Raw genomic sequence first — 24668 nt, forward strand, 5'->3', positions numbered from 1 at the left:
AGTGCAAGATTTTATAGTTGCAAGGTTTTTTAGATTACAAAGATTATTAAACTACTTTTATATAAATGAACTATACTCAGGAAAATCATAATCGTATATCCCTACATTATCATCATATTCCACTTTTACATTATCATCATATTTCACTTCAACTATAAATATATTCTTACACCACTTTTTTAATAAGTTAATTTGTGACTTTGAAAAGTCATTTTCACAAGTTTCTAACCAATAACTTAGTCGAATGTCTTCTCTAAATCTAATAGTATCATATTTCCATTTGTTGAACGGAACATTTAAAACATATTTATTTAGTATCTCTTTCTTGAATCTGACATAAAGATTTTTTTCCTCCGAATTATTCTCAAAGAAAACTATTAACGCATTTTTAAGTTCTTCTAAACTCGACATAGGAATAACTATAATGTTTGAAATTTCTCTGAAGATACGATGCGCTTCTTCTTTTCTTTCTGCCATAAATCCAGCATCGAGAATATCAAGGGTTTTGTAAAATTCGGACAAATAACTTTCTGACACAGCAAACCATTTTTTATCATATAATTCATCCACCAAGTCCCTTTTCTTTTTCTCTGATAATAAAAAGTTATCATCGTCCATATTTTTTATTTTTTTAAAAAACTGATCTACTGTTTTTACATTTCGCCAATCATTAGATTTTTTCTTATAGTAACCATTATTGTCGAGCCAATCTTTTTTTGAGTCATCAACTGAATTTGAAAGTAATTTTAAAGTAATCTCGACCAAATCATTTGAATAAACTTTATGTCCACCGGATTCAATTCCGTTTTCAAAAATAGTTATGAAAACATTAGGGCTTTCCAGAGAGCTTGGAGATTCAGTTTTATAACGACGTAAAACTCTACCCATTCTTTGAATAAGTGAATCAAGAGGGGCAAGTTCAGTGAAAAGAATATCGGCATCTAAATCGAGTGATGCTTCAACTACTTGAGTAGCAACAACAATCTTTGGCATTTTTTCATTTTCGGGCTTGGGATTTGAAAATTCCCTTTCAATTCTCTTCTCTTTTTCCTGACGAATATTAAAGGTCAATCTGGAATGAAGCAATTCAAGATAAAAATTATTTTCTTTTTCAATTAGTTTGTGTAGCTCATTGAATGTATCTACTGCAAGTTTAACCGTGTTAACAACAACCAGCACTCTTTGTCCGTTATTTTCTTTAGCTTTAGCAACCATGCCCCTTATTAACTCATTTGAGAATTGATATTCTTTCTCATTATGTTCTTCTCTGATAAAAGCCAGCTTATGTTTTTTAATATGTGCGTAAGTTTCATTTTGTTCATAATAATCAACCAACTCAAAATCCGGGCGTTCCTCATTTTCTTTTTTTATTCTTTTTTCTAATTCTTGTTTAATAAAAGAAGGCAAAGTAGCTGTAACCAGTAAAAACTTTCCTCCCATTTTATGAATATCCTCTAAATACTTTACAATTATTGCCGCTGCTTTTGGGTCGTAAGCCTGTACTTCGTCTACAACCAGGCGTGAATATGAAAACGTAGCATAAATTCTTTCGTAGGATGGAGGTCTCAATGCATAAGGAAAAAACTGGTCGCCCGTAGAAACCATAAATGGATAGCTCAGTTGTCTTGCCATACTGTATGATTCCAGATTTTCCGTTTCATTACCATCGCCCAGTAAATATACATCTGCATCTGAGTGTAATAAACCAGTTCTTTCAACCTTTTCATCATCAAATAAAACTTGAGATCGCTTAAATATTTGATTAACTGCAGAACGTAACGGCAGAGTATAAAAAGTTTTTTCGCCATTTGACCAGAGGAATGAAAATTCAGTTTTCCCGCTTCCCGTTGGAGCAATAAGGATAACATTTTTGTTCTTAAGATCATTCTGCTCAATTAGTTCGGCTTGCCAGAGATTGACAGTAGCACCATTACTTAATTTTTCACCAATGCTTGTTGTAATTTTTTCCTTAATCTTGATATACTCCAATCCTGGAATTTCAATTTGTAATTCATAGTTATTTTCGCTTTCGCAAAATGAAGCAAAGTGGTCACATCGCATCAAAAAGCCGGCAATTTTAACCCAATCAGTTAGGTTCACCTTTTCAAAAGAAAGTCGCATTGGTAGCCAGTATAAATTGTAAGGAGGTATTGCATAATTCTGTATTTGTGCACCATTGAGTATTTCCTTTGCCATTATTTCATCGAATTGAATTAAGTCGGTTTTACCTCTGAAAATATCTTCCAAATCTTCTTTAAGATTTTCTATTATTTCATTTATCAAATTAGAATTCAATAGTTTTTCAAGGTCGTTGTTTGAATATCGCACTACTTCTTCAAAATTATTCCGCCAATGATGATATGCAACCGCAGACAAAACAAATTGAGTGTACTCATCTGCTTTTTGCTGATAGTAACCTTCAATCAATTCTTTTAAATACTTTTTATTGACTAAGAACAATGAGAAGATTGAATGCGGTAGGTTTGTTGTCACTTCGAATGGCTTATAATTTCTGTTACCAACGCTTCTAATTTGAAAATATGGCAATGCTTTGCCTATATCGTGAAGCAGCACTGAAATCTTTATCAATTCATAGAGATTATCATCTTTAATGTATGGCCTTAGTTTGTCAATATTATCTTGAATATCTTTTATGTGCTTGTTTAGCGAAATTCCTTTTTCTTTGTCCTTTGATGGACTTTTTGCCCAGATTTTATAATCAGTTACTTCCATTTAGATCACCTAAAAAAAATGGTAAGGTTAATTCTTTATCTATCATCAATTTATGACCTATAATTAATCCATCATTTAATTTCGTTTTTACATAATCGAAAGTTCTTCTACCGTGACGGTTATAATTATCTTCATAGCCTTCAATTGTGCTAAATGTGGGAAGATTATATAATAATCCTTCGAAACCATCATAATCGATCTGTTTCCATATCTCGTTTTCATGAATATAAAATTTCTGAGGGATCCAAAAGAAATGATTAAAGTTACCACCATTATGTTCGTATACTATCTGGGAATCGTCGAGTAATTTTGGTTCTTCTTCCAGAACAATCCAGTCTTCAGCTCGACCGAGATGAAGGATTTCTAATCTGTTTGCAGGATCAGAAAGTTCCTCACCAATTCTTTTGAGTACGTCAATACTTTCGTGTCCTAAATAAAGAAGCAAATGGACATCATTCAATACATCAATTCGCATTGGGGATTGTCCACCCGGGTGTTCAACTGTTCCATTATTTACTCTATTTCCCGGATAGTGAAATCTTGAATTATGCGCTTTTTTACTCATATTTCTAAACCAAACATATTCTGTTATCTTGCTATCAAATTTTCCCGCCAGTGAGATTTTGAGATTCTTTATCCCTTCATTATAAAAATTATCTCTTTGGTCCCATATCCCGAGTGCATTAATAAGAAATCCGATTACCGTTGAATAAGGAGGCAAGGGATAAGTTTGCCTCCTCTGATATGCAAATGGCAGTCTATAATGTGCATTCGGTTGATAAATCCTAATTCTCAGCAGATGCATTTTCTGCCTCATTACCGTTTAAAAGTCCCACTTCTTTAAGAAATTCTTCCCAATCATATGTAATGTTATTATCTTGAATATTAACGGGAATCCTTTCACTACATTTAAGATATACCTTACTATCAATCCAACCATTTTCTAAACAATCTTTTATACCTATGACCTTAAATTGTCCATCTTCTCTTTTAACATCAATGTACGAATGAAAAATTGGTGAAGGAATTGTTACACCGCTGGCAATTATAAATAAGGGAACAATTGTATTAGCCTCACCGCTGGATTGCGAATGGAGACCATTTTTAATTGCATTTAATATTTGTTGTATCCTTTCCTTTTTTGTGTTTTCAGCTAGAACAAATTTTATCTTATATGTGTTTGGGTTAATTTGTTCAGTTATAATTCTTCCTATTTCTATTCTTGAAGAGTTTTCTTCTTTCTCAATAAAATAAAGGTTTTCATCATTGCTGTCTTTTCTACATCTAATTCTTTTTTGTTTATCAACTATTTTTATCAATAATTCATTATTGTTGTATTGAGGCTTTTTATCAATAATCCAGGTATCAAATCCAAATAACTTTTCATCTATTGAAAAACTCACTTTATACAATGATGTATGTTCTTCTTTATTATAAGGATCTGGGGCTGGATACTTATTACCTGATGCTTTAATACCTTGGTTTAATGCTCTAGATACTAAATCATGATTACCATAGAATGCTAAATCTTGCCCATAACTAAATATAGAGACAGCTTTTGTAATTCCAATAGGGCTTTTCCTTGTAATTGCACCTTGTTCACTTATTGTATACATATAACCGAAAGCATTTAATTCAGGACTTGATATAATATCAGATTGCGTTATGTCAAATTGAATAATATCCTTTTTCCCAAATAATACGTTTGTTTTTTCCCATTCATATTTCTTATTCACCGTATCAAACAAATAATGTCTGATAGCAGGCTTGCTTATGTAAGATTTAATTTCGCCGTTTACATTCATTTTTTTAATTGAAAGAATATTACCGCCAACTTTTTCGTCGCGGTTCAAAGCCGAACCTTCAAATATCATTGTTAACGTTACGTTTTTCATTTTATAACTCCTTTAATTAATATCTAATTGTTTTTCTTCTCCAATTATGCTACTCAAAAAAGAGAAGATGAATACTTTGAACATTTCATCGGTGTAAATTGGTTTGAAAGCTTCAATTAGCTCACCAGGGAAATTTATTTTGTGTGCTACGAATATCCTAAGGATACCATAATAAACATCCTCTTTTTTGCCGGCTCTTGTTTGCTCAAGTAAACGATAGCCCATATTTTCGAATGCATCTCCCAGCTCTTTTTTAAAAGCGTATCCTTTCCGGTTAAGTTTATCTACAAGCTCCGATGCATTTCTGCCAGCTACTCGCCGATAAAGTTTTCCAAATTCTTTTTCATCCTTCTTTAGTTCTGAGGCATATTCAAGTAATTTCTGAAATTCGTCATACTTTTGATTGAGCTCATTGTAATAATCTTGAAAATCTTTGAGAATCGGGTTACACTTTTTCAATTGTTCGCTAAGTATTTTTAATTTCTCTTCCATTTTAGTTCCTCTTTAATTTATCTTCTATTAGTGAATACAATTTTAGAATTTTTGTTGCCGTTGCGGTGAGATTATATTGATTTTTTGATTGGTAAAGTATGCTGTTGATTAACTTATCATTTCTATCATTATAATCTTTAAAACTCTCACGTAATAATTTGTACCCAAGCTCAATCAGATAAGAATATTTTCTATCTAATACAATATTGAGGATTTTAACCTCTCCTAAATCAGATAGAATATTTGAAATGCTTCTATCTGTAATAATTTGTATTACTTCTGTAGGTAACGAAAAGAATTCAATTCTATCTTCTAATTTTCCTTTATCAATTTTTATTTTATATTTATGCACAATTTCAATATTCATAGTAGTCCAAATACCAAGAACACTTTGCATTTTTCTTGTGTATTCAATTATTGTAGTTGCCAGTATATCCCTAACCTTTTTATTTCCTTTATCTGATGAATTCCCATACAATTCTTTCACAAGTTTATTCAAGTCGTACATCAGACGAAAAGATGGTGTGTTAATAAAGACTTGCGATAGACCTGTAAGTTTTGTAATAGCTAAATGATGATGAATTTCCAAGAAGCTGCATAAATGACATATTCTAATCCCCAGGCGGTTATTCCAATATGAATTTGGAAACTTTTCTGGAGCCGGCCCTAAATCCTGATTATGAACAAAGTTAAAGTTTGTTATTCTATTGAGAAATTTTTTGTCACTGGTCTGTTTATTATTTATATCCTCAAAATCTTTATTTGTAAGGAAATATCCGTTATTGCAAAAATCACATTGTGCATTTTGCTCAACATTATCTAATGCCTTCACAAATACATGAAAAAGTTTTTTCTCCTCCTCTGTAGTAATAAAATTTCTATACATTCCATTTCTATAAATAGAAGAAATCTTTTTTTCACTAAAGTATCTCATGTTTATATCTATCTTACTAAAGAGTGGTAGTTTAAGGACTACTTCTCCTGTATCTTGTAGAGACTCTTTAATATCAATCTCCTTTTCAATTCTCTCAACAGAATTAATAAAACCAATTACGCTAGCATTATAAAGCCAATTAGAAGGATAAAGTGTTATTACGTTGTTTTTTTCACTCATTTCACCACCTCCAGCAGTCCAAATCCTTGTGAACGATGTACTCCAAGTCCAATATCATAAATCATCTGGAGTATCTGCGGCTTGGACTTAATTTTAAATATTCCAATAATCCCGGGCATTTTTTGGTAATGATATAAAATCCGTTTTTTGTAATCTTTTACCTCGAATTGAAATGTGAAATCTGTACTTTCATTTAAATATTCTCTTGCACACTCACGAACGGAGAATTCTAATCCTTCTAAAAACCCCTCCTCACCGGGCAGCAAGAATTTATTTGAATCCCCCAGATTGTTAACAAGAAGTGGCGAGAGTGTTTTAACAGTAATTTCTTCTTTATCAATTATTTTGACCGGTTGAAGATTAGCTCTAACTGGCTTGAAATTAATTGAGCTTACGTTGTTTTGCCAGGTGTGCTCTTTCACTTTCAAAAAGCCATTGTAAATACTTGTTGCAAGTTGAACCGATGACGTAGAAAAATTGAGTTTAACAATTTTACCAACATTAAGCTTGTCGCCTTCTTTTCCACGTAGCATTGGGAAATATGTCCCGAAGGTAAATGGTTTTAATTTAGGCTCGTTGTAGTAAAGATTAAATTGCAAACTATCTCCCGCTTCCAATAGCTTTTTTATCAACGAGATAAAACCTCTACCATAGTTTTTGGGGATGATTTCAGGATTAATTTCATATTCAAATAAAATTCTCATCACGCCTCCTTAAATTTTTTTGCAATCTTCTAATTTTCTTACGCAATGATGAAAAGGGATAACAACTTTGCCCCCTCTTCTATAATTCAATTTTCGAACTGAAAGACTAAATTTAACTGGACGGAATTCCCTCTTACATACTGCATTTTCTTAATTCAAATTTTATTATCTCTGTTTTTTAATACAGAAATAGTTACTTTCAAATTAAATATTTTTTTAATATTTGTCTATCAATTTGATTGAAAAATTTTTCTGTATCTAATTTCTGATATTCATACATTTATTCAAAAAAATGATCAGATTATTCTATGCCAGGAAGGTCTGAAAATACAAACTATGTCAATTATCTTATCGAACTATCGCAAGCTGGCAGAAAAAATGCATTCTTCGACCTGTGCGAAATAAATCTTAAGAATGTATTCACTACAGTCTACCGTTTATTAGCCGACTACAACAGTGCTCGCACAATTACAATCGAAACTTTTATTAACGCATGGGAAGAAATAAAGTCGTACGACTACAAAATCCCTTTTGTTCTATGGATTAAAAAAATTGCTGTCACTACCACCATACCTAAAATCGACAAAATTAGAATCGTAAAACTACCTGAGGTACTGCCAGACGACCCCAGAAAAAAACTTGAATTACTGATCATGAGTCTCGACTATTTCAGGCGAACTATATTTGTGCTCCATGACCTCGAAGGTTATGACTACGATCAGATTGCACAATTTCTCTGGTACGACAAAACGGACGAAATTGTTATGGCATTGATGGAAACCCGCGAATATTTAATCGAAGCGGTGTGTAAAAAATGAACTGCAGCGATATTTATATTTATCTACACAGGTATGTCGATAATTCACTCGACGAAAAATCGCTTCATGAACTCAAAATTCATGTGGCAAGCTGCGAAGTGTGCCGCAAAAAGTACGATAAATTCACACGCTTTTTCGAACTTCTCAAATCGATGCCCTATTCGATTGAACCGCACTCTGACCTTATCGAATTACTTTCTAAAGAATTATTAAAAAAGTCTCTAAGTCAAGTTGATAAAGAGCACAGAACAAAAATCATACAGGATTTCAGAAAGAAAAGAGAGCAATCACGCCAGGAAAAATTTTTAAACGAAACGCGAGGCCTAACAAAAAAAAGTCAGATGAGTCGCTCGTTAAAATCCTCACATCCACATCTATCTACCGGAAAAATTATTTCGGCAATTATAGCCGGTATTTTAATTTTCTCTGCACTCGCTTATTTTGTTTACCAGTACAGTCAAAATAATTCACCGTGGACAATTGAAAGTATAAATGGAGCTTTTGAATTAAACGGGACCAAACACACCGATGCCTTCTGGTATGAAGGCGATAGATTAGTTTGTTCAGACTCATCGCTTCTACAAGTTATTGTGCCAGGCGAGGGAAGATTTCAACTGGCAGGAAAATCCTCTGTTTTATTAGTGCGAGCTCAAAAGAAAAATAATCAAATTTTTCTCGAATACGGCTCGCTTATTGCAGACAATAAACTTGGTAATCTTGGCTTGACAATTAAATTTGGAAACAACGAATTGCGCGGAAATTTTGCTTCCTATAAATTTTCTCTGTCTAAAGGGAAAGGAGAATTAAGCGTTTTGACAGGAGCAGTCGATATTAACGGTCAAATTACCGTCGACAATAATTACTTCGTTAAGTTCTATAATTATTCGTCTGGCACGCCATTAAGAACAGATGCCGAAAAGCCATTCAAAAATTTTGTTGAGCAGTTCGATACAGGTCATCTGGATTCACAAACAATCTCGGGAATAATAAAAAGCGCACGTCCCGAGGATTCGATTTCTCTCCTTTCGATACTTGAAAGGTCACCATTAAAATACAGAGGAGAATTATTTCAGACGGTTGCTAATTTCTTCCCTCCCCCAACGGACGTGACTTATGATGGAATTATTCACCTGAACAAAAAAATGCTGTCAAGATGGAAATACGAAATTGAAAAATCAATCGAACTTCAGTAAGTAAATACAGGCACACTTATCGAACGATAAATTTTCCAGTCTCCCTGATTATCTTTGAGCAAAACTTTCATGCTCCTTTCGGAATATACAGGATTTCCTTTTGATTCTAAGGGGTCGGGCATTACAAAACTACTGATTATTATTACATAGCCAATTCCATCTTTTATTAACATTTCCTCAATCGAATATTGCCATTTGCCTTCGGGATACTCGGTTTTATACTGATAAAGTTCTCTTTTAAAATTTTCAAGCCCTACAATTTCATCGGACTCGGATAGAATGGCTTTGTAATCCCGTGAAATACAGGTTAGAGCACTATCTATATTCCCTTTATTAAATTCATTGTAAAACGATTCAATCAGTTTATTAATTTTATTTTTTTCTGTAGTTTGAATTATGCTTTTATCTTCTTCAGGTACATCTTTTGTACAGGCAGCAATAAATAGAAGTAAAAGCAAAATTGAAATATTTTTTAACATAATAACACCACTCTTTTTATGAATCATTATATAATAGACGGCAATAATCTAATCGGAAAAATAATGAAAAATATGAAGACCGTAAACAAGGGGGCCTGCAGAGATGAATTGGTACGAATTTTAAACACTCATTTTGCAGGAAAGAAGTGTAGTGTTTCTCTTCATTTCGACGGGTACGAAAATATTCCTCTTTTATTTACAAAAGGAAAAATTATTTATTCTAACAACAGGACCTCAGACGAAAAAATCCGTGAAGAGATTGATAATTCGACATCAAAGCGTAAAATTATTTTAGTTACTTCGGACAGACAATTGGCAGAATATGGTCGAGTTAACAGTTGCAAAGTAATTTCGTCGGAGGAATTTGGTGATGATATTAATAGCAAACGACAGAGTGACGAAGAAGCTGAAAGAATTAAAGAGATAGAAAGAGAGAATGAAGAATTTAAAAAGTTATTTGGGGCATAAAAAAAGCCCGCTTGCGGCGGGCATTTGAGGGGAAGCATCAGGAATTAGAAGCTTAACCGACGTTAAGGAGCCTGTGTTTCGTAACATGCGAAACAGAATCTATTTTGAAGCGCATAACTAACGATTGGAGATTTTCTGTAAGATTTCTGAGATTTTCACTTGCTTTGGCTATTTGTTGGATTCCCATTGCCGATTGTCCGGTAACATTATTAATGAATTCGATATTCTTCCCGATTTGTTCAACTGCGGCCGATTGCTGTTGACTGGCGGCAGCAACTTGAGATGCAATGTCTACAACTTCCTCAGCGCCTTTGATAATGTCTGTGAGCGATTTACGAGCTTTATCGGCAGAAGTTTTGCCTTTATCAACTTCTCGAGTTCCCTGATTCATCGATTCAACTGCGCCGCTGGTATCTTTTTGAATTTCTTTAATCATAGCAGCTATTTCTTTGGTGGCTTTAGTCGTTCTTTCGGCAAGCTTTCGAACTTCGTCGGCAACAACAGCAAAGCCACGTCCCTGTTCTCCTGCGCGCGCTGCTTCGATTGCAGCATTGAGAGCCAGTAGATTTGTCTGGTCGGCAATTTCGTCAATTACCTGAATTATTTCACCAATTTTATCGCTGTTTAAACCAAGTTTCTGAACTGTTTCGGCCGATTTTTGAACAACCTCTGCGATTCTGTTAATTCCAGCGATCGTTTCTTCGACTACAATACCACCGTTTCGAGCTGTTTCGCCCGATTCTTTTGCAGCTCTGGCAGCGTATTCTGCATTTTTAGTTGTCTCAAGTATTGTTTGAGTCATTTCAGCTACTGCCGCAGCGACTTCTGAAGATTGCGCCGATTGCTCCTGAGCGCCTGCAGCCATCTCTTCGGTGCTGGCAGATATCTGATTGGCTGCACTTGCAGCTGCCTGCGCAGAGGCAATAACTTCATCGAGAATATCATTGAAAGATTCACTCAAACGGTTTACACTATCCTTAATGATTTTGAAGTCTCCTTTATAGTCGCTATTAATTCTTACAGTTAGATCGCCTTCGGCAATTTTTTCAAGGGCTTTGGCACCTTCTTGAATTGGAATAATAATGGTGTCGAGTGTTTTATTGAAACCTTCAATAATTTCTTTGTAAACACCGTCGAGACCACCCGTATTGCCGCGTACATTCAGATTACCATCTAAAGAGGAACTAATAAGTTTAATTGTTTCTTCTCTTAAACGCCTCAACGTAGTAACAATTTTATTTAATCCTGGAGTCAACTCATCTTTGGCGTCGAGCAATTTAGCCTCATTACTTAAATCCCCTAGCGAAACCTTATTCATAATTTCATTAAACTCGCGTAATGTATTAGAGAATTCATTAATCGAATCGGCAAGCACTCCTACTTCGTCCTTCGATTTAATATTGAGATTTACATTAAGATGACCTTTTTTAAGTTCACTCATGACTTCGGTAGCCTCGGCAATCGGTTTACCAATTGAGTTAAAAAGTAAGTAGCCACCAATTAGCGCAATTAAAGAGGAGAATATTAAGCCTATAATTGAAATTGTAGAGGCATTATTATACGAAGTAAATGCGTCTTCTTTTTCATTGAGTGCAAGAGTTTCAATTTGTTCCGTAAGCTTGTCGATTATATCGCGTGCAGCTTCGAAAGAGCGGTTTCCCTCTCTAAACGATAACTCGATCGCTTCGAGTCGCCCTTCTGGTGTATCGCTTTCTCGTGCCTGAACAATTTTAGCTGAGTAGTCTATCCACTCTTTACGCGCAGTTTCGTACTGTTTATACAGAGTTTTATCCACTCCATCAATATCAATTGCTTTAAACTGATTCCAGCGGTCAATAGCCTGCTGAATATTTTCATTATTTTCCTTTTTTAATTCCTCAAATTGCTCGCTGCCAACGCTGGAAAAGATCATTGTCCTTTGAGCTACAAGAGCCTGTTGCATATCCCGATCGATTTGAAGCAGAAGATCGGTTCCATTGAGCAATTCTTCTGCAAAAAGCTTTACATTGGCGTTGATGTTTTTCATATTCAAGAGAGCTATTACATTGACAATAAGGATAATTGCCAAAATAGAAGTAAATGTTACCAGTATTTTCTTTTTAATCGATAAATTTAAAAACCATTGTTTCATAAATGCCTCCGTTATTTCAGTTTTCCAGTATCGATACCGAATGTTGCCGTTCCTATTGTTATACCACCTTTTTTGACAGGCACAGACACTTGTATTACATAGGTTTGAACACTCTCATCGAAAGTTTGTTTGCCATAAAATATTTTACCCTGCCCACTGTTAAAACATTTAGTGAACTTATCTTCGTCGCCCTGCCAGTAATCACTTGTTTTGTTGCTCATAGCGACGTTTGCGCCTTTATTATCCGTAACGAAAATTTCAACCAGATATGGTTTTTGTTTCATCAAACTTTTAAGATAGCGAGAACATTCATTATTGATCAGTTCTTTCATGAAATCGTTCAGTCCTGAAGTGTTCTGCCATTCACTGTCGATTTGTTTGATTTTGGCGAGAGAAAAATTCTTTGCGTTTTGAGATTCCACAGCTGATACAACTACGGAATTTGACACTATTTTCAGAAGCTCTGAATTGGCCACTTTTACTACATTTGCTGGCACATCCTGAGCCTGCATATTAACATGAAGAAGAAATACGAATAACTGGAATAAAATAGTTACTGTTGATTTTTTCATAACTTTGTCCTCCTAAAACCTTGTTTGGAGTTCAATAAATAATATATTTGGGTTATCCCTGCCGTCTTTGTAATTGTAGATTTCGTAATTGATTCTGAGTTGAGCAAAATTGATTTTTGCAAAGTGGAAGGAAATGCCGCCGGTAATTTTTTCAATTTCGTTTGAATCGATTGAATTATTCGGTTCGTAATACTCGTACCTTATTGCAGGCATAATATAAGAGAGAATCGAGTTGTCGAGTTTAATCGAATAGACTCCATAGACAAAGAATGCATTCGAAGTTATAGAATAAGAACTCAAGTCGGTATTACGCTGACCGAACTCACCGTTTAGAGTAAAGTTATTATATTCAAATGCAGCGCCTAAGTCGAAAATATTTACATCCTCGTTGTCAAGTCTACCTCCGTAATAATTTGCCGATAATTCCACTCCATCGATTATTTCAGTTACTGCGCGAATAGAATAATTAGCAGTATTATCGGTTTCGCTTTTATTTTGTCCGCTGCCGTTAAAAAGTCCTGCACTTAACATTAATGGCACGTTTGAACTAAATTTATACTCGGCCATTACACCCACGTCTCTCAATCCGGGGGCTACACTGGTTAATAATGGTCTATTTACAAATTCGATATCCGCTGCACTTTTAAGATTATCCGTACTAAAAGGGACTTTATACTGTCCTAAGGAGAGGGTAAAATTTTTTGTCGGTTTTAAGATTGCCTGTGCATCGAGCAGTACATCGGAAAAAGAAGCGCTTACAGATGAGACCACGCTTTTGCCATCAATATTAGTATAAGTGGTTTTCAATTTTCCCAGACGAGCGAAATCGACAAGGAGGCGATAACCGGTGTATTGATTGACATCGCCTTTGAAGCCGAAACGCGCCATTTTAACTTTGAACTCGCCGTGATTTTCTGAAAAGTCGGTTTCGTACCAGCTCCGCACATAACCGAAAAATTTCATGGAGCTTTCCGATTTATTCTGAGCCGCAATTGTAACGGCAATAAACAAGAAAAGAATAATTTTATTTTTCATAGTTTCCTTCCTAATTTGTTAATGAGTTTAAATAATTACTTACATCGGCTGATAGAACTCTTTCCAGATCGAGTAAAATCAGAAGACGATCTTCCAATTTCCCGATAGCTTTGATAAGCGATGAATCGACACCTGCTACCATAGCAGGAGGTTGTTCTGTAATATCTTCTGGTATACGAAGCACTTCGCTTACTTCGTCGACGAGAAATCCAATTGTCTTTCCGTTTAGATCTACAACTACAATCCTCGAATTCTTGTCGGCTTCTATTCTTTCCAGCCCCAGTTTAACCCGGAGATTTACAATTGGTATGATCCTGCCTCTTAGATTTACTACACCGTCAATATAATATGGTGCGTTTGGCAATCGGGTTAAATTTAGCATCCTGTTAATTTCCTGAACTCTCAGGATGTCGATCCCGAATTCTTCTTTCCCTATCTTAAAACTTACAAGTTGAAGAATTTCGCTGGAGGTCTGTCTATCTACATTCATAAATCCTCTTTTTATTTTGTTCATGGGAAATTATCGCAGAGAGTGAATTGTTTTTGAGTGTTTTTCTACAAGCGATGAGTTAAATAAATAAGCGGGTTAATTGATGAATAAGCGAGTTTAAGTCTTATTAAATTAGCAGTATTTTAATTATATGCTATTTTTATCTTTTATTTTTGAGATGTATCGCTGGCTGATTTCAATTTTCCTGTTTAATTCTTTTAAAAAGATGAAATACTTACGATAGTTCTCCTTTTCAACATAGTCGATACAATTCGTGTTGACAATAGTCGATTTTCGAACTCTAAGAAAATGATCCGGTGGCAGAATCTCTTCCCATATCTTCACCAATTTGTTTGTATAATATCTTCTTTTCTCAGTCAAGAATAGGGCAGTGCCGGTATTTTCGGATTCTATTAGAATAATTTCTTTGATTTTTATCATTACTGGCGTGTTACCCGATTCGATAAAAACAGGATCTTCGTAGTTAAATTTTTTTCCATAATTGTCGTATCTATTTAAATTTTTCAAAGCTTCGTATTTAGCAAGCCGAAGCTCGATTGTATTCAAAAGGTCGGCTGCTTTAAAAGGCTTATAAATATAGTCGTCGGCACCGAGATTCATTCCCCTGCGCAGATCTTCGTAATCGGCTTTAGCAGTCAAGAAAACGAAAGGAATGAAAGCTGTCTTTTCATCCTTTTCCAGACGGTTCTTGACCTCATATCCGTCGATTCCAGGCATAAGAATGTCGCAAATAATCAAATCGGGATGAGCTTCCCTTGCAATTTTAATTCCTTCCTCGCCGTTTGAAGCAATAAGAAGTCTGTAATCTCTTTTATTCAATAAATAGTAGAGATTTGTACGGAGAAGCGAGTCGTCCTCGATTATCAATATCGTTTTCATAATTCGGTCCTTCTTAATGGAAAGGTAACAATTGCACTCGTGCCTTTGTTCAATTTACTTTTAATTTCGACTTTACCTCTCAAGGCTTCTGTCCAGCGCTTAACAATTGCAAGCCCGAGTCCAGTTCCACTGTAATTTACTGCATTAGAAGCTCTGAAAAAAGGATTGAAAATATCTTTTAGTTCGTACTCAGGTATGCCGATCCCTTCATCTTTAACAGTAAGACTAAATTCTTTGTCGTTAGAATTTAGAATGACTGAGACTTTGCTCTGGTGCGGCGAAAACTTAACGGCATTGCTAATAATATTATAAACCACCTGAGTAAAAAGCTGGGGGTCAACTTCGGCTGTGAATCGTTTTCCTTTTAACTCAAAATTGATCTCTTTATTATTAAGAAGTTTGAAATTTTCTACCAGTTCTTTGACCTTTTCAAAAACGTCAATTTCCTCATATTTGAGTTTAATTTCTTGCATATCCGACTTGCTCAAAGAAGTAATTGCATTCAACATCGAAATCATCGTATCGATCGATTTAAAAATATTATTGAAATGAGTTTCGGTTTCCGATCGGGTTAATTTATTCCTGTAGAGCTGGAGAATTTCAGCTGAGGTCTGGATTGCAGTAAGTGGAGTCCTGATCTCGTGAGAAACCATCGAAATGAATCTCGATTTCAGCTGATTGAGTTCAATAGCTTTGTCGAGTGCCTTTTTGATTTCTTCTTCAACTTTTTTGCGCAGAGTAATATCCTGAGCTATCCCAGCAACGCGATAATTGTCGTTAATTTTAGCAATAGGGAAAGTTTTGGCATAAATCCATTTTGCATTTCCTTTAGAATCAATAAGACGGAATTCCTTCTGAAAAAATTTTTCCCTGTCGTAATCGTGATAAACAAAATCCTTAATCATTTCCCTTTTATCATCTGGATGAATTTTATCGATGAAATCGTTTGCACTTTTATAGAGATCATCCCTTTTCGATTCCCACACCCGCTCATAGGCAGGGTTTATGTAGAGGAATTTTCTACCTTCCTGAAGCCAGATAACGTCTTCCAGATTTTCAGCCAGTTCCCTGAATTTTCTTTCGCTTTCATAGAGTTCTTTTGACAGGTCGGTCAGTTTTTGATTTAATTTTTTCATCTCCCTGTTGCTCTGAATCAATTCTATGCTTTTAAGCGATAGTTCGTTATACTGCGCATTAATTTTTTCATCGGCTCTTTTTCTCTGAATTGCATTTGAAATGGCGTGCGTGCTAAGCATTAGTAATTCGATATATTCCTTATCCCATTGTTTACTCTCATTTTTCGAATCGTAACCGATAAAACCAATTAATTTATCATTCGATAGAAGAGGCAAAAAAATGATTTTTGAAGTATCAAAAAGACTTCCTATTGCCGATTTCCACAAAGCCGTATTTATTTCAAGGTAGGCGCCATTTTGAAGAGTAGCAAGAATATCCTCTATATTGTTCAATTCGATTTTCGATATTTTTTTACTCAATGGTGACGAGTTGGGAGCTACATATTCTGTTACTAATTCCATCGATTTATTTTCCGACTCAACAAATAGATATCCTCTGTCGGCCCCGATTAAACCGGCAATCACTTCGATTGTACTTTTAATTCGCGATTCGATCTGAAGAGGATGTATATTTATAAAGTCAGAGGATACTTGGGTAATTATTCTAATATGTTCAAGTTTTTCAACCAGTCGATTTTCTGCACGATTTTTTATATCAATTACTTTATTTAAATATTCATTTCTTTCTTTTAATTCCGTATTAACTTTATAAAATTTCTTTTTATACGTACTGGCAACACCCACAAGTAATGCTATGACCAGTTGTAAAAAACCACCAACTACATCGAGTAGCTGAACCTGCTGAACATCAATTAATAGAAAAAAATTAAGATAATTAATTAAAAAGAAGAAGACTGCAACTATCAGAGCAGCCAATGCGCCATAGTACCAGGAAATAGTGAGAACTGGAAGTAACGAGAAGAGTCCTGCGGATGTATTAATCTTAAATGCAAATAATATTACCAGAATCTCATAAAAAACGAGTGATAATATAATTACAATATTCTTATATTTTTCCAAAGTGACCCGGATTTTTATATTTACAAATATATTAAGGATTACTCAATGTTGGCTTCTTAAAAAACATAAATGTTATCCATTACAAATGAAATGGTTGTCATTTTAATACTATAATCGGAATTTTAAGAAACTATTTTAAGTACTAATAGTATTCGGTTTAGTTTACTATTATTTATAAAAAGCCTATTTTTAATCGGAAAATCAAGTCATGAAATGAAAGAAAAGAATAGATATTTGACCACATTTTATTTCTCGATTACTGCAATTACTTTTTTCGCAGTTTCGGTCTTCATTTTTACCACACTTTTTGGCGACTTGCTGGTAACCGACGACAACGAGCCGGTAAAGATTTATTTTGCCGATAATATTTCGCCGAGCCACAAAACGGCCATCGAAAAATTCAATCGGCTTCATAAAGGGGAAATCGAGGTGATTCCGGTCGACCTCCCTTTCGAGAAATTTACAACGAACGAAAGAAAAGAACTTCTAATTCGTTATTTACGTGGCAAAAGCGAGCGGCTCGATATTTTTTCGGTGGATCAAATCTGGGTGCCACGCTTCGCAAAATTCGCTACACCACTCGGAGAATATTTCACTTCAATTGAACGCGACGCTATCGTATCCGAAGCCCTTCAATCGTGTTACTACGACGAGCAATTTATTTCGGTTCCTCTCTTTTTCGATATTGGAGTAATGCACTATCGAAAAGATAAACTAAAAAAACTTCCCGATTACCCCGAAATTAAAAAGAAGCTCGACAGCTCGATAACATGGAAAGATTTCCTTGCTCTCGGGAAAAGGTTATCAAAAGATGGGACTCCTTTTTATCTCTTTGCTGCAGATGCTTACGAAGGTCTTATGTGCAGTTTCATGGAGCTTATTGCTTCACAAAACGGAGCTTTACTGGAAAATGGCAAAATCAAATTGAACACACCCGAATGTCGAAGGGCGTTGAATTTACTCAAAGATTTGATTTATAAATACAAACTTTCTCCTCCTGAAGTGGCAAGTTTTACCGAGAACGAATCGTATGCTTATTTCGTCCAGAACAACGGTTATTTTTTGCGAAGCTGGCCTGGATTTATTACCTGGTACAGAAATAATGTAGACAGCAAGAAAGACACCCTTCTTTTTGATAGAGCACCAATTCCAAGATTCGAAGGCGGCAATTCGAGGAGTACAATTGGTGGCTGGTACTTAATGCTTTCGAAATATTCCGAAAAGAAAAAGGAAGCTGCTAAATTCATCAAATTCCTTCTGAACAACGACATTCAAAAAGAATTTTATTATTCCGGATATCTGCCCGTTACCAAATCCATCTATTCAGATTCTCTGTTTGTCAAAAACAATCCCGATGTTAAATTTTATTACTCGCTACTCAAAAATGCCGTGCGCAGACCATTTGTCGAAAAATATACACGTTACTCGGATGTAATTTCGTATCATCTAAACAGAGTACTTAAAAACAAAATGAGCGTGGAAGAAGCTCTTTCTGAAGCCGAACGAATAATCAATTCAGAAATAGAGACTGGACTTTAGATGGGAAAAAAAATTTTATTCGACAGAATTAAAAAATATCACTTTGAGTTCAAACACCTTACGGTGCTCTTTGTCGGATTAATTTTATTCCAGTTTATCCTTTCGTTTATTCACAAAGCTTCGATGCATAATTTTTTCGACAATACGCAGGAATGGTATCAGCGCAATTCAGCCGAACGACTGGCAAATATGAATACAACAACAATCGAACTGCTCTATGAAATTGTTAAATTGCGCGAAGAGATGGGACCTGAGGAAAGAAGACACATTATTCAGTTCTTCGACATGATTCTCAATCAACAAATACTTCATCAGAATATTGAAGAAATTTGCCTGCTGGTTAATAGAGGCAATAAGATTCTGGCAATCGACAATGGCAACGCTCTTTTTGCAAATTTAATTGATAACATAAATGTCACAGCAAATTCGTCTTCGCACAAAAATGCTATTGAATTATACAGGCGAATCTACGATAAAATTTCTCGCAGCGAACAAATTATAAATCTAACTACAAACAATAAAACATATCATATCTTTGTACCTTTTGTGCCAAACGGCGAATTTGCCGGCGCATTTTATATAAAAAACACACCCGACTTCACCTTCGTACAGCGCGAAATGATATCAAGTTACGAAGAAACTTCTCTCATCTATTCGGCATTGTTCCTGCTTGGACTCCTGGCAATGTATTATATCTCGACTTACACGGTTAAAGAACGTGACGAAGCTCAGAAATTACTTCTCGAAGAGCACGAGCAAAACTTAAAACAACAAATTGAACATCAGAAAGAATCGATGTTTACAAAAAGAATTTATCATACTCATCACAAAGCCGAAAAGATAATGGGCTTTATAAAAGAAGATTTACGGAATCTTTCTATTGACAACATTGACGAAGTTAAAAACCGAGTACTGAAATATTCGAATTTCATTTCCCGCGTTATTTACGATATGAAATGGTATGAACCACCCTTACAAACTATCCGCAATCCCACTTTTCGAACAAACATTAACGACGTAATACGCTTTATTGTAGAAAATATTTTCAATCGTACTGCCCGAAAAACCGGTTCCTTTAAAATTGAACTCGACCTGGACGACAATATTCCACCCGTGCACGTCAACGAATTTGTTGTCTGGGAAATTATCGAACCGTTGATTCAGAACAGTATCGACCACGGCGGAGAAGATTTTTTAAATATTAAAATAACCACAATTTATAATCGAGAAGCACATTCCACAACTATTACAATCGAAGACGACGGCGTTGGAATAAAACCAGAACTACTCGAGACGAACGAAAATGGAATAAAAAAACTATTCCTCGAAAAAGTTAGCACAAAAAACATTTCGCACACAAATTCGGGTTATGGCTGTTATATTGCTTACGAACTTTCAACACAAAGATGCGGCTGGAAAATCGACGCCGAAAATTTACCTTCAAAAGGATGTAAATTTACTATATTAGTTCCTCATTAATTTTTTTAATATGGACAAGAATAAACCAATCAAAATATTACTCATCGAAGACGAGGAATTCGACGTTCGTCGTGTCGAGAACACAATCGCACCATTCAGCCAAAGAATCAAGATTTCTGAAGTAGTATCAGACGGAAAATCTGCAATTGAACTTTTAGAGAAAAAAAGAAACGAGTTCGATATTATTATCATGGATTATCAAATTGCTGGCGGTATTCGTGGTGAATATCTGATAAAGAAAATAAAAGACGTCGACCCTTCGATCCAGATTATAGTTATTACCAAAATGACAATAAATTTAACCGATTATGAATTTGCACAAAGTTTGATAACCGCAGGCGCCTTCTGGTACTGCACAAAATATCCAGTCGATATCGAAGAATATATTTATCAGCCGACCGACTTTGTCCTCTCAATTTTCAATGCATACGAAAAGAAAGAACTTCTGAAAGAAAGAATTAATTCGAAGGCAAAAATTAAGCGAAACGTTGAAGGGATTCTTACGAGCAAACAAATTATTGGAGTTTCTGACCAAATTGTAAAGCTGAGGGAACAAATAAAAAAAATTGCAGAGAGTAATGCTCCGGTTTTAATTACAGGAGAATCCGGTACGGGCAAAGAATTGGTCGCATATAACATTCATTACAACAGCCATCGAAAATATGAAAACTTTGTTCCGATCAATTGCGGAGGCATTCCCGAACAGTTAATTGAAAGCGAACTTTTTGGATACGAAAAAGGGGCATTTACAGGAGCCGACAAAGCAAAACCCGGTTTATTTGAAATTGGCGACAAAGGAACAATTTTTCTGGACGAAATTCCTGAACTACCACTTGCTTCGCAGGTTAAATTGTTGCGAGTTTTGCAGGACGGCGAGGTCGAAAAACTTGGTAGACTCGATAAAATTAAAGTAGACGTAAGAATTCTTTCAGCAACAAATAAAAATCTCGACGAGGAAGTAAAGGCCGGTCGCTTTCGCGAAGATTTGTTTTATCGTTTGAACGTTCTGCCAATTTTTATTCCACCCTTGCGTGAAAGGAAAGAGGACATAATTTATCTGACCGATTATTTTCTAAATCACTACGCACTTGATATCGGCAAGCCAGTGCCCACATTGACCGAAGAGGCAATGTCGATGCTCGTTGAATACGACTGGCCTGGCAATGTACGCGAATTGAAAAATCTGGTTCAACGTCTCCTCTTCTACGGCGAAAACATTATAACACCCGAACAGATAGAAAATGCAATCGGGAAATCGACTTCGAGTGGAATTTCAAAAAATGACGGGATTTCATTCAAAACCGAAAATGGATTTCTTACTCTCAAAGAGATGGAAAAGCAGCTGAGATTAAAATATTTTCAGTACATCCGCAGCAAAACAAATTCAGACGCCGAAGCAGCAAAAATTTTAGGACTCGCTCCGCCTAATTATTACAGAATGTGCAAAGAATTAGGACTCAAATAAATTGAAGATGCTAACGAACCCGATCGAAATAATCAGGAAAAAGAGAGATGGCGGCAAGCTGTCGTATCAGGAAATTGATTTTATGGTTTCGAATTTTACCTCAGGTACAATTCCCGATTATCAATTTTCGGCTTTTTTAATGGCTGCATTTATTCGAGGACTCGATAAATTTGAGACTTCATATCTTACCGAATCGATGCTCAAAAGTGGAAGAATAATTGACCTCTCGACAATTGAAGGATCAAAAATAGATAAGCACTCGACCGGGGGTGTTGGCGATAAAACTTCTTTAATACTTGCGCCAATTGCCGCAGCAGCCGGTATTAAAGTGCCAATGATAAGCGGCAGAGGATTGGGTCACACTGGTGGCACACTCGACAAACTCGAATCGATTCCCGGTTTTCGCACTGACTTGAATTTAGTAGAATATAAATCGGTATTGAAAAAATGTGGCGCCGTTATGATTGGTCAGACAGAAGAAATTGCCCCCGCCGATAAACTTATCTATGCGTTACGAGACGTTACCGCCACTGTTGAATCGATTCCATTTATTACCGCCAGCATTATGAGCAAAAAACTTGCCGAGGGCATTGAAGGACTTGTACTCGACGTAAAAACTGGTAGTGGCGCCTTTATGAAAAAACAATCAGACGCCGTCAAGCTTGCCACATCGCTTGCCAATACTGCAAAAACGTTCAACAAAAAAGTTATCGCTTTTATTACTGATATGAATCAACCACTCGGAAATTATATAGGAAACTGGCTCGAGGTCTACGAATCGCTCCTTATTCTCAGAAACAAAATTAAAAACGATTTATACGAGTTGAGCGTTACACTCGCTGGCGCCATGATCTATCTGGGCGGTAAATCGAAAGATATTTCATCGGGGAAAAAGATAGCCGAAGAAATGATTGAAAGCGGCAAAGCGTTTGAAAAATTTATTGAGATTACCAGACTTCAAGGCGGCGACGTTTCTTTCCTTTTAACACCTGAAAAATATCCGAAATCAAAATACCGGAGAGGAATTCATTCGAGCAAATCGGGATATGTCCAAGCAATCGACACTTACAGAATCGGAATGACTTCCGTTTTGTTGGGCGCAGGCAGACTGAAAAAAGAAGACAAGATCGATCCAAAAGCCGGGATTATATTTTATCCTAAAATTGGTATGAAAATTAAAAGAGGCGGTCTTATTGCCGAAATCTTTACAGACAAAAGAAACGTTCTTGAAACCGCATCCGATTCCATAAAAAATTCAATCGAACTGAGCCCCTCAAAAACATCAATACCAAAGCTGATAAAGAAAAAAATTGAATTTTAATCCTTCTAAAACTGGAAATAGATAAACGGCTGTATATCTGCAGATTTAAATTGTGCCGCCAACCAAATTGCAATCGTTAATATTAATATTTTCCCTACAAGCGGAAGTTTTGCAATTATAGTCGCGCTATAATCGAATAATTTCGAGGGCAAAAAGTGGAACAAAAATCCGAGTACCATTAATCCGGTAATCAATGGCATCTTTTCGACAAACTGGAAGAAAACCTCGGCGTGGAAGAATTCCGATATTTGTGAAAGCATGTCGTAAACTGTCTGAATATCATAACTTCTGAATACAGCGAATGAGAGCGCAACCAGATGAAATGTGATTAATATCTGAAAAAATCGGAGGAACTTTGTATTCTCGATGCGAAGTAATTTCAAGATACGAGTTCTTGGTTTTTGAATAAGCAGCGAAAACGACATCATAAATCCGTGAAGAGCGCCCCAGTAGATAAAATTCCATCCTGCGCCGTGCCACAATCCACACAATAAAAACGTAACAAAAATTCCGATCATATTGCCGAAAACTCTTAGGTTACGATATTTCATTTGAATTGGCCTGAATAAATAATCGAGCAGCCATCGCGATAACGAGATATGCCAGCGGCGCCAGAAATCTGCTATGCTGGTTGCTTTAAAAGGATAATTGAAGTTCTCCATCAAACGGAATCCCATCAACAACGCTATGCCAATTGCCATATCTGAATAGCCTGAAAAGTCGCAATATATCTGCAGCGTGTAGCCGTAGATTGCCAGTAAATTTTCCAAACCTGTATATCGCAAAGGAAAATCGAATATTCGATCGACAAAATTAAGACTGATATAATCGGCAATAACAACTTTTTTAATAAGTCCAATTGAAATGAGAAACAGAGCCAGTCCCAGCTCTTTCTTTGAGATAAACGGCTCTTTATTAATCTGTGGCAGAAAATCTGCAGCTCTGTCGATTGGCCCGGCAAGTAAATTTGGGAAGAAGAAAAGATATAATGCAAAATCCCTGAAACTGTTGGTCGGTTTTAGAGTATCGTAATAAATATCGAACAGATATGTAAGCGCTTTGAAAGTATAGAATGAAATTCCAATTGGCAAAAATATATCGAGTGGTTCGATTACACCCGCTCCAATACCATTAATAATATCAACTATAAAATTCGTATACTTGAAATAACTTAAAAGGCCAAGATTGACAAATAATGCAATAACGAGTATTAATTTCTTGTATGAAAAATTTTCTGTTGCCGAAATCCATTTGCCAAAATAAAAATTAACAACAGCCGACACCAGAAGTATCGAAGTATAATATCCCGCCGATTTATAATAGAAATAGATCGAAAAGAAAATAATAAGGCCAAGTCTGAACGAATTATTTTTAATAAATAGAGTATAGAGAGCCATGAAGAATGTAAAGAGAATGAGGAAGAGCGCAGTACTGAAAACAAGCGGGTCGTCGGGCTGGTATCTTAGCAATTCAATTAGTTTATTGAAATCGATAAAAGAAGTCATAGCTATTGCTTGTTTAATTTAGAATCGAGAAGTTTTTGTAAATCGCCAACACATTTAAGGCGTAACAATTCATAGCTCTTAAATTTTACTTTGAAATGCTCTTCAATTACTAGTATGATATTAATATGGTTAAGCGAATCCCAGCCTGGTACTTCTGGAGCCGTGGTTTCGTCTTTAATATCGAAGTCATCCAGATTGAGTTGTTTTAATATTACCTGTTTTAATTCTGGAGAAATCAT

General features: G+C 35.5%; 22 protein-coding genes. 7 read left to right on the top strand and 15 right to left on the bottom strand.

From position 1 onward, the window contains the following. Nucleotides 1–57 precede the first annotated feature (57 nt). The 6 genes from cas3 to cas6 are packed head-to-tail and all read right to left on the bottom strand — an operon-like array spanning nt 58 to nt 6938. Nucleotides 58–2733, bottom strand: a complete 2676-nt coding sequence (gene cas3, locus ACUN8G_RS02670) for a CRISPR-associated helicase Cas3' (RefSeq protein ID WP_437345573.1) — start codon at nt 2731–2733, stop codon at nt 58–60. After that, nucleotides 2720–3538 carry a type I-B CRISPR-associated protein Cas5b gene (gene cas5b, locus ACUN8G_RS02675; RefSeq protein ID WP_437345574.1) on the bottom strand — a complete coding sequence of 273 codons (819 nt, stop codon included), beginning with the start codon at nt 3536–3538 and terminating at the stop codon, nt 2720–2722. The genes cas3 and cas5b overlap by 14 nt, the downstream gene beginning before the upstream one ends. Continuing rightward, nucleotides 3519–4628 carry a type I-B CRISPR-associated protein Cas7/Cst2/DevR gene (gene cas7i, locus ACUN8G_RS02680; protein ID WP_437345575.1) on the bottom strand — a complete coding sequence of 370 codons (1110 nt, stop codon included), beginning with the start codon at nt 4626–4628 and terminating at the stop codon, nt 3519–3521. The genes cas5b and cas7i overlap by 20 nt, the downstream gene beginning before the upstream one ends. Nucleotides 4629–4640: 12 nt before the next feature. After that, on the bottom strand, nt 4641–5120 hold the full coding sequence (locus tag ACUN8G_RS02685; protein WP_437345576.1) for a hypothetical protein: 480 nt from the start codon (nt 5118–5120) through the stop codon (nt 4641–4643). Nucleotide 5121: 1 nt separating this feature from the next. Continuing rightward, entirely contained in the window at nt 5122–6234 is a 1113-nt protein-coding gene (locus ACUN8G_RS02690; RefSeq protein WP_437345577.1) for a hypothetical protein, read from the bottom strand. Next, nucleotides 6231–6938, bottom strand: coding sequence for a CRISPR-associated endoribonuclease Cas6 (gene cas6, locus ACUN8G_RS02695; RefSeq protein ID WP_437345578.1), 708 nt, complete (start codon nt 6936–6938; stop codon nt 6231–6233). Before cas6 ends, ACUN8G_RS02690 begins: the two co-directional genes overlap by 4 nt. A gap of 308 nt (nt 6939–7246) precedes the next feature. Between cas6 and ACUN8G_RS02700 the strand changes: the two genes are divergently transcribed. Both ACUN8G_RS02700 and ACUN8G_RS02705 read left to right on the top strand, forming a co-directional pair. Next, complete coding sequence (locus ACUN8G_RS02700; protein WP_437345579.1) at nt 7247–7756, top strand: RNA polymerase sigma factor; 510 nt, start codon at nt 7247–7249, stop codon at nt 7754–7756. Further along, nucleotides 7753–8949, top strand: coding sequence for an anti-sigma factor family protein (locus tag ACUN8G_RS02705; RefSeq protein WP_437345580.1), 1197 nt, complete (start codon nt 7753–7755; stop codon nt 8947–8949). Before ACUN8G_RS02700 ends, ACUN8G_RS02705 begins: the two co-directional genes overlap by 4 nt. Here ACUN8G_RS02705 and ACUN8G_RS02710 read toward each other — a convergent pair. After that, nucleotides 8943–9428 (bottom strand): nuclear transport factor 2 family protein, encoded by a 486-nt coding sequence (locus ACUN8G_RS02710; RefSeq protein WP_437345581.1) that lies wholly within the window; start codon nt 9426–9428, stop codon nt 8943–8945. The genes ACUN8G_RS02705 and ACUN8G_RS02710 overlap by 7 nt on opposite strands. An 18-nt stretch (nt 9429–9446) precedes the next feature. Here ACUN8G_RS02710 and ACUN8G_RS02715 point away from each other — a divergent pair, with 18 nt between their 5' ends. Further along, complete coding sequence (locus ACUN8G_RS02715) at nt 9447–9896, top strand: NYN domain-containing protein (RefSeq protein ID WP_437345582.1); 450 nt, start codon at nt 9447–9449, stop codon at nt 9894–9896. Nucleotides 9897–9948: 52 nt separating this feature from the next. Here ACUN8G_RS02715 and ACUN8G_RS02720 read toward each other — a convergent pair whose 3' ends face one another. From ACUN8G_RS02720 to ACUN8G_RS02745, 6 genes are all read right to left on the bottom strand, one after another. After that, nucleotides 9949–12027, bottom strand: a complete 2079-nt coding sequence (locus ACUN8G_RS02720; RefSeq protein ID WP_437345583.1) for a HAMP domain-containing methyl-accepting chemotaxis protein — start codon at nt 12025–12027, stop codon at nt 9949–9951. A gap of 11 nt (nt 12028–12038) precedes the next feature. Further along, nucleotides 12039–12599: a PDC sensor domain-containing protein gene (locus tag ACUN8G_RS02725; protein ID WP_437345584.1), complete on the bottom strand. Its 561-nt coding sequence runs from the start codon at nt 12597–12599 to the stop codon at nt 12039–12041. A 12-nt stretch (nt 12600–12611) separates the two neighbouring features. Next, nucleotides 12612–13634, bottom strand: coding sequence for a porin (locus ACUN8G_RS02730; RefSeq protein ID WP_437345585.1), 1023 nt, complete (start codon nt 13632–13634; stop codon nt 12612–12614). Between the two features lie 10 nt (nt 13635–13644). Then, nucleotides 13645–14124, bottom strand: a complete 480-nt coding sequence (locus ACUN8G_RS02735; protein WP_437345586.1) for a chemotaxis protein CheW — start codon at nt 14122–14124, stop codon at nt 13645–13647. A 147-nt stretch (nt 14125–14271) separates the two neighbouring features. Then, complete coding sequence (locus ACUN8G_RS02740; RefSeq protein WP_437345587.1) at nt 14272–15024, bottom strand: response regulator; 753 nt, start codon at nt 15022–15024, stop codon at nt 14272–14274. Further along, nucleotides 15021–17120: a sensor histidine kinase gene (locus tag ACUN8G_RS02745; RefSeq protein WP_437345588.1), complete on the bottom strand. Its 2100-nt coding sequence runs from the start codon at nt 17118–17120 to the stop codon at nt 15021–15023. Before ACUN8G_RS02745 ends, ACUN8G_RS02740 begins: the two co-directional genes overlap by 4 nt. Before the next feature lie 213 nt (nt 17121–17333). Here ACUN8G_RS02745 and ACUN8G_RS02750 point away from each other — a divergent pair, with 213 nt between their 5' ends. Genes ACUN8G_RS02750 through ACUN8G_RS02765 form a run of 4 tightly spaced genes read left to right on the top strand, consistent with a single transcriptional unit; the run spans nt 17334 to nt 22924 of the window. Continuing rightward, entirely contained in the window at nt 17334–18659 is a 1326-nt protein-coding gene (locus ACUN8G_RS02750) for an extracellular solute-binding protein (protein WP_437345589.1), read from the top strand. After that, entirely contained in the window at nt 18660–20138 is a 1479-nt protein-coding gene (locus ACUN8G_RS02755; RefSeq protein ID WP_437345590.1) for an ATP-binding protein, read from the top strand. It begins immediately after the preceding gene. A gap of 10 nt (nt 20139–20148) precedes the next feature. Beyond that, nucleotides 20149–21603, top strand: a complete 1455-nt coding sequence (locus tag ACUN8G_RS02760) for a sigma-54-dependent transcriptional regulator (protein WP_437345591.1) — start codon at nt 20149–20151, stop codon at nt 21601–21603. A 7-nt stretch (nt 21604–21610) separates the two neighbouring features. After that, nucleotides 21611–22924 carry a thymidine phosphorylase gene (locus ACUN8G_RS02765; RefSeq protein WP_437345592.1) on the top strand — a complete coding sequence of 438 codons (1314 nt, stop codon included), beginning with the start codon at nt 21611–21613 and terminating at the stop codon, nt 22922–22924. 5 nt (nt 22925–22929) lie between these two features. Here the strand turns inward: ACUN8G_RS02765 and ACUN8G_RS02770 are convergent, their stop codons facing one another. Then, nucleotides 22930–24429, bottom strand: a complete 1500-nt coding sequence (locus ACUN8G_RS02770) for an MBOAT family O-acyltransferase (protein ID WP_437345593.1) — start codon at nt 24427–24429, stop codon at nt 22930–22932. 2 nt (nt 24430–24431) lie between these two features. Then, nucleotides 24432–24668, bottom strand: coding sequence for an acyl carrier protein (locus tag ACUN8G_RS02775; protein ID WP_437345594.1), 237 nt, complete (start codon nt 24666–24668; stop codon nt 24432–24434).

The sequence above is a fragment of the Melioribacter sulfuriphilus genome (assembly GCF_052656625.1).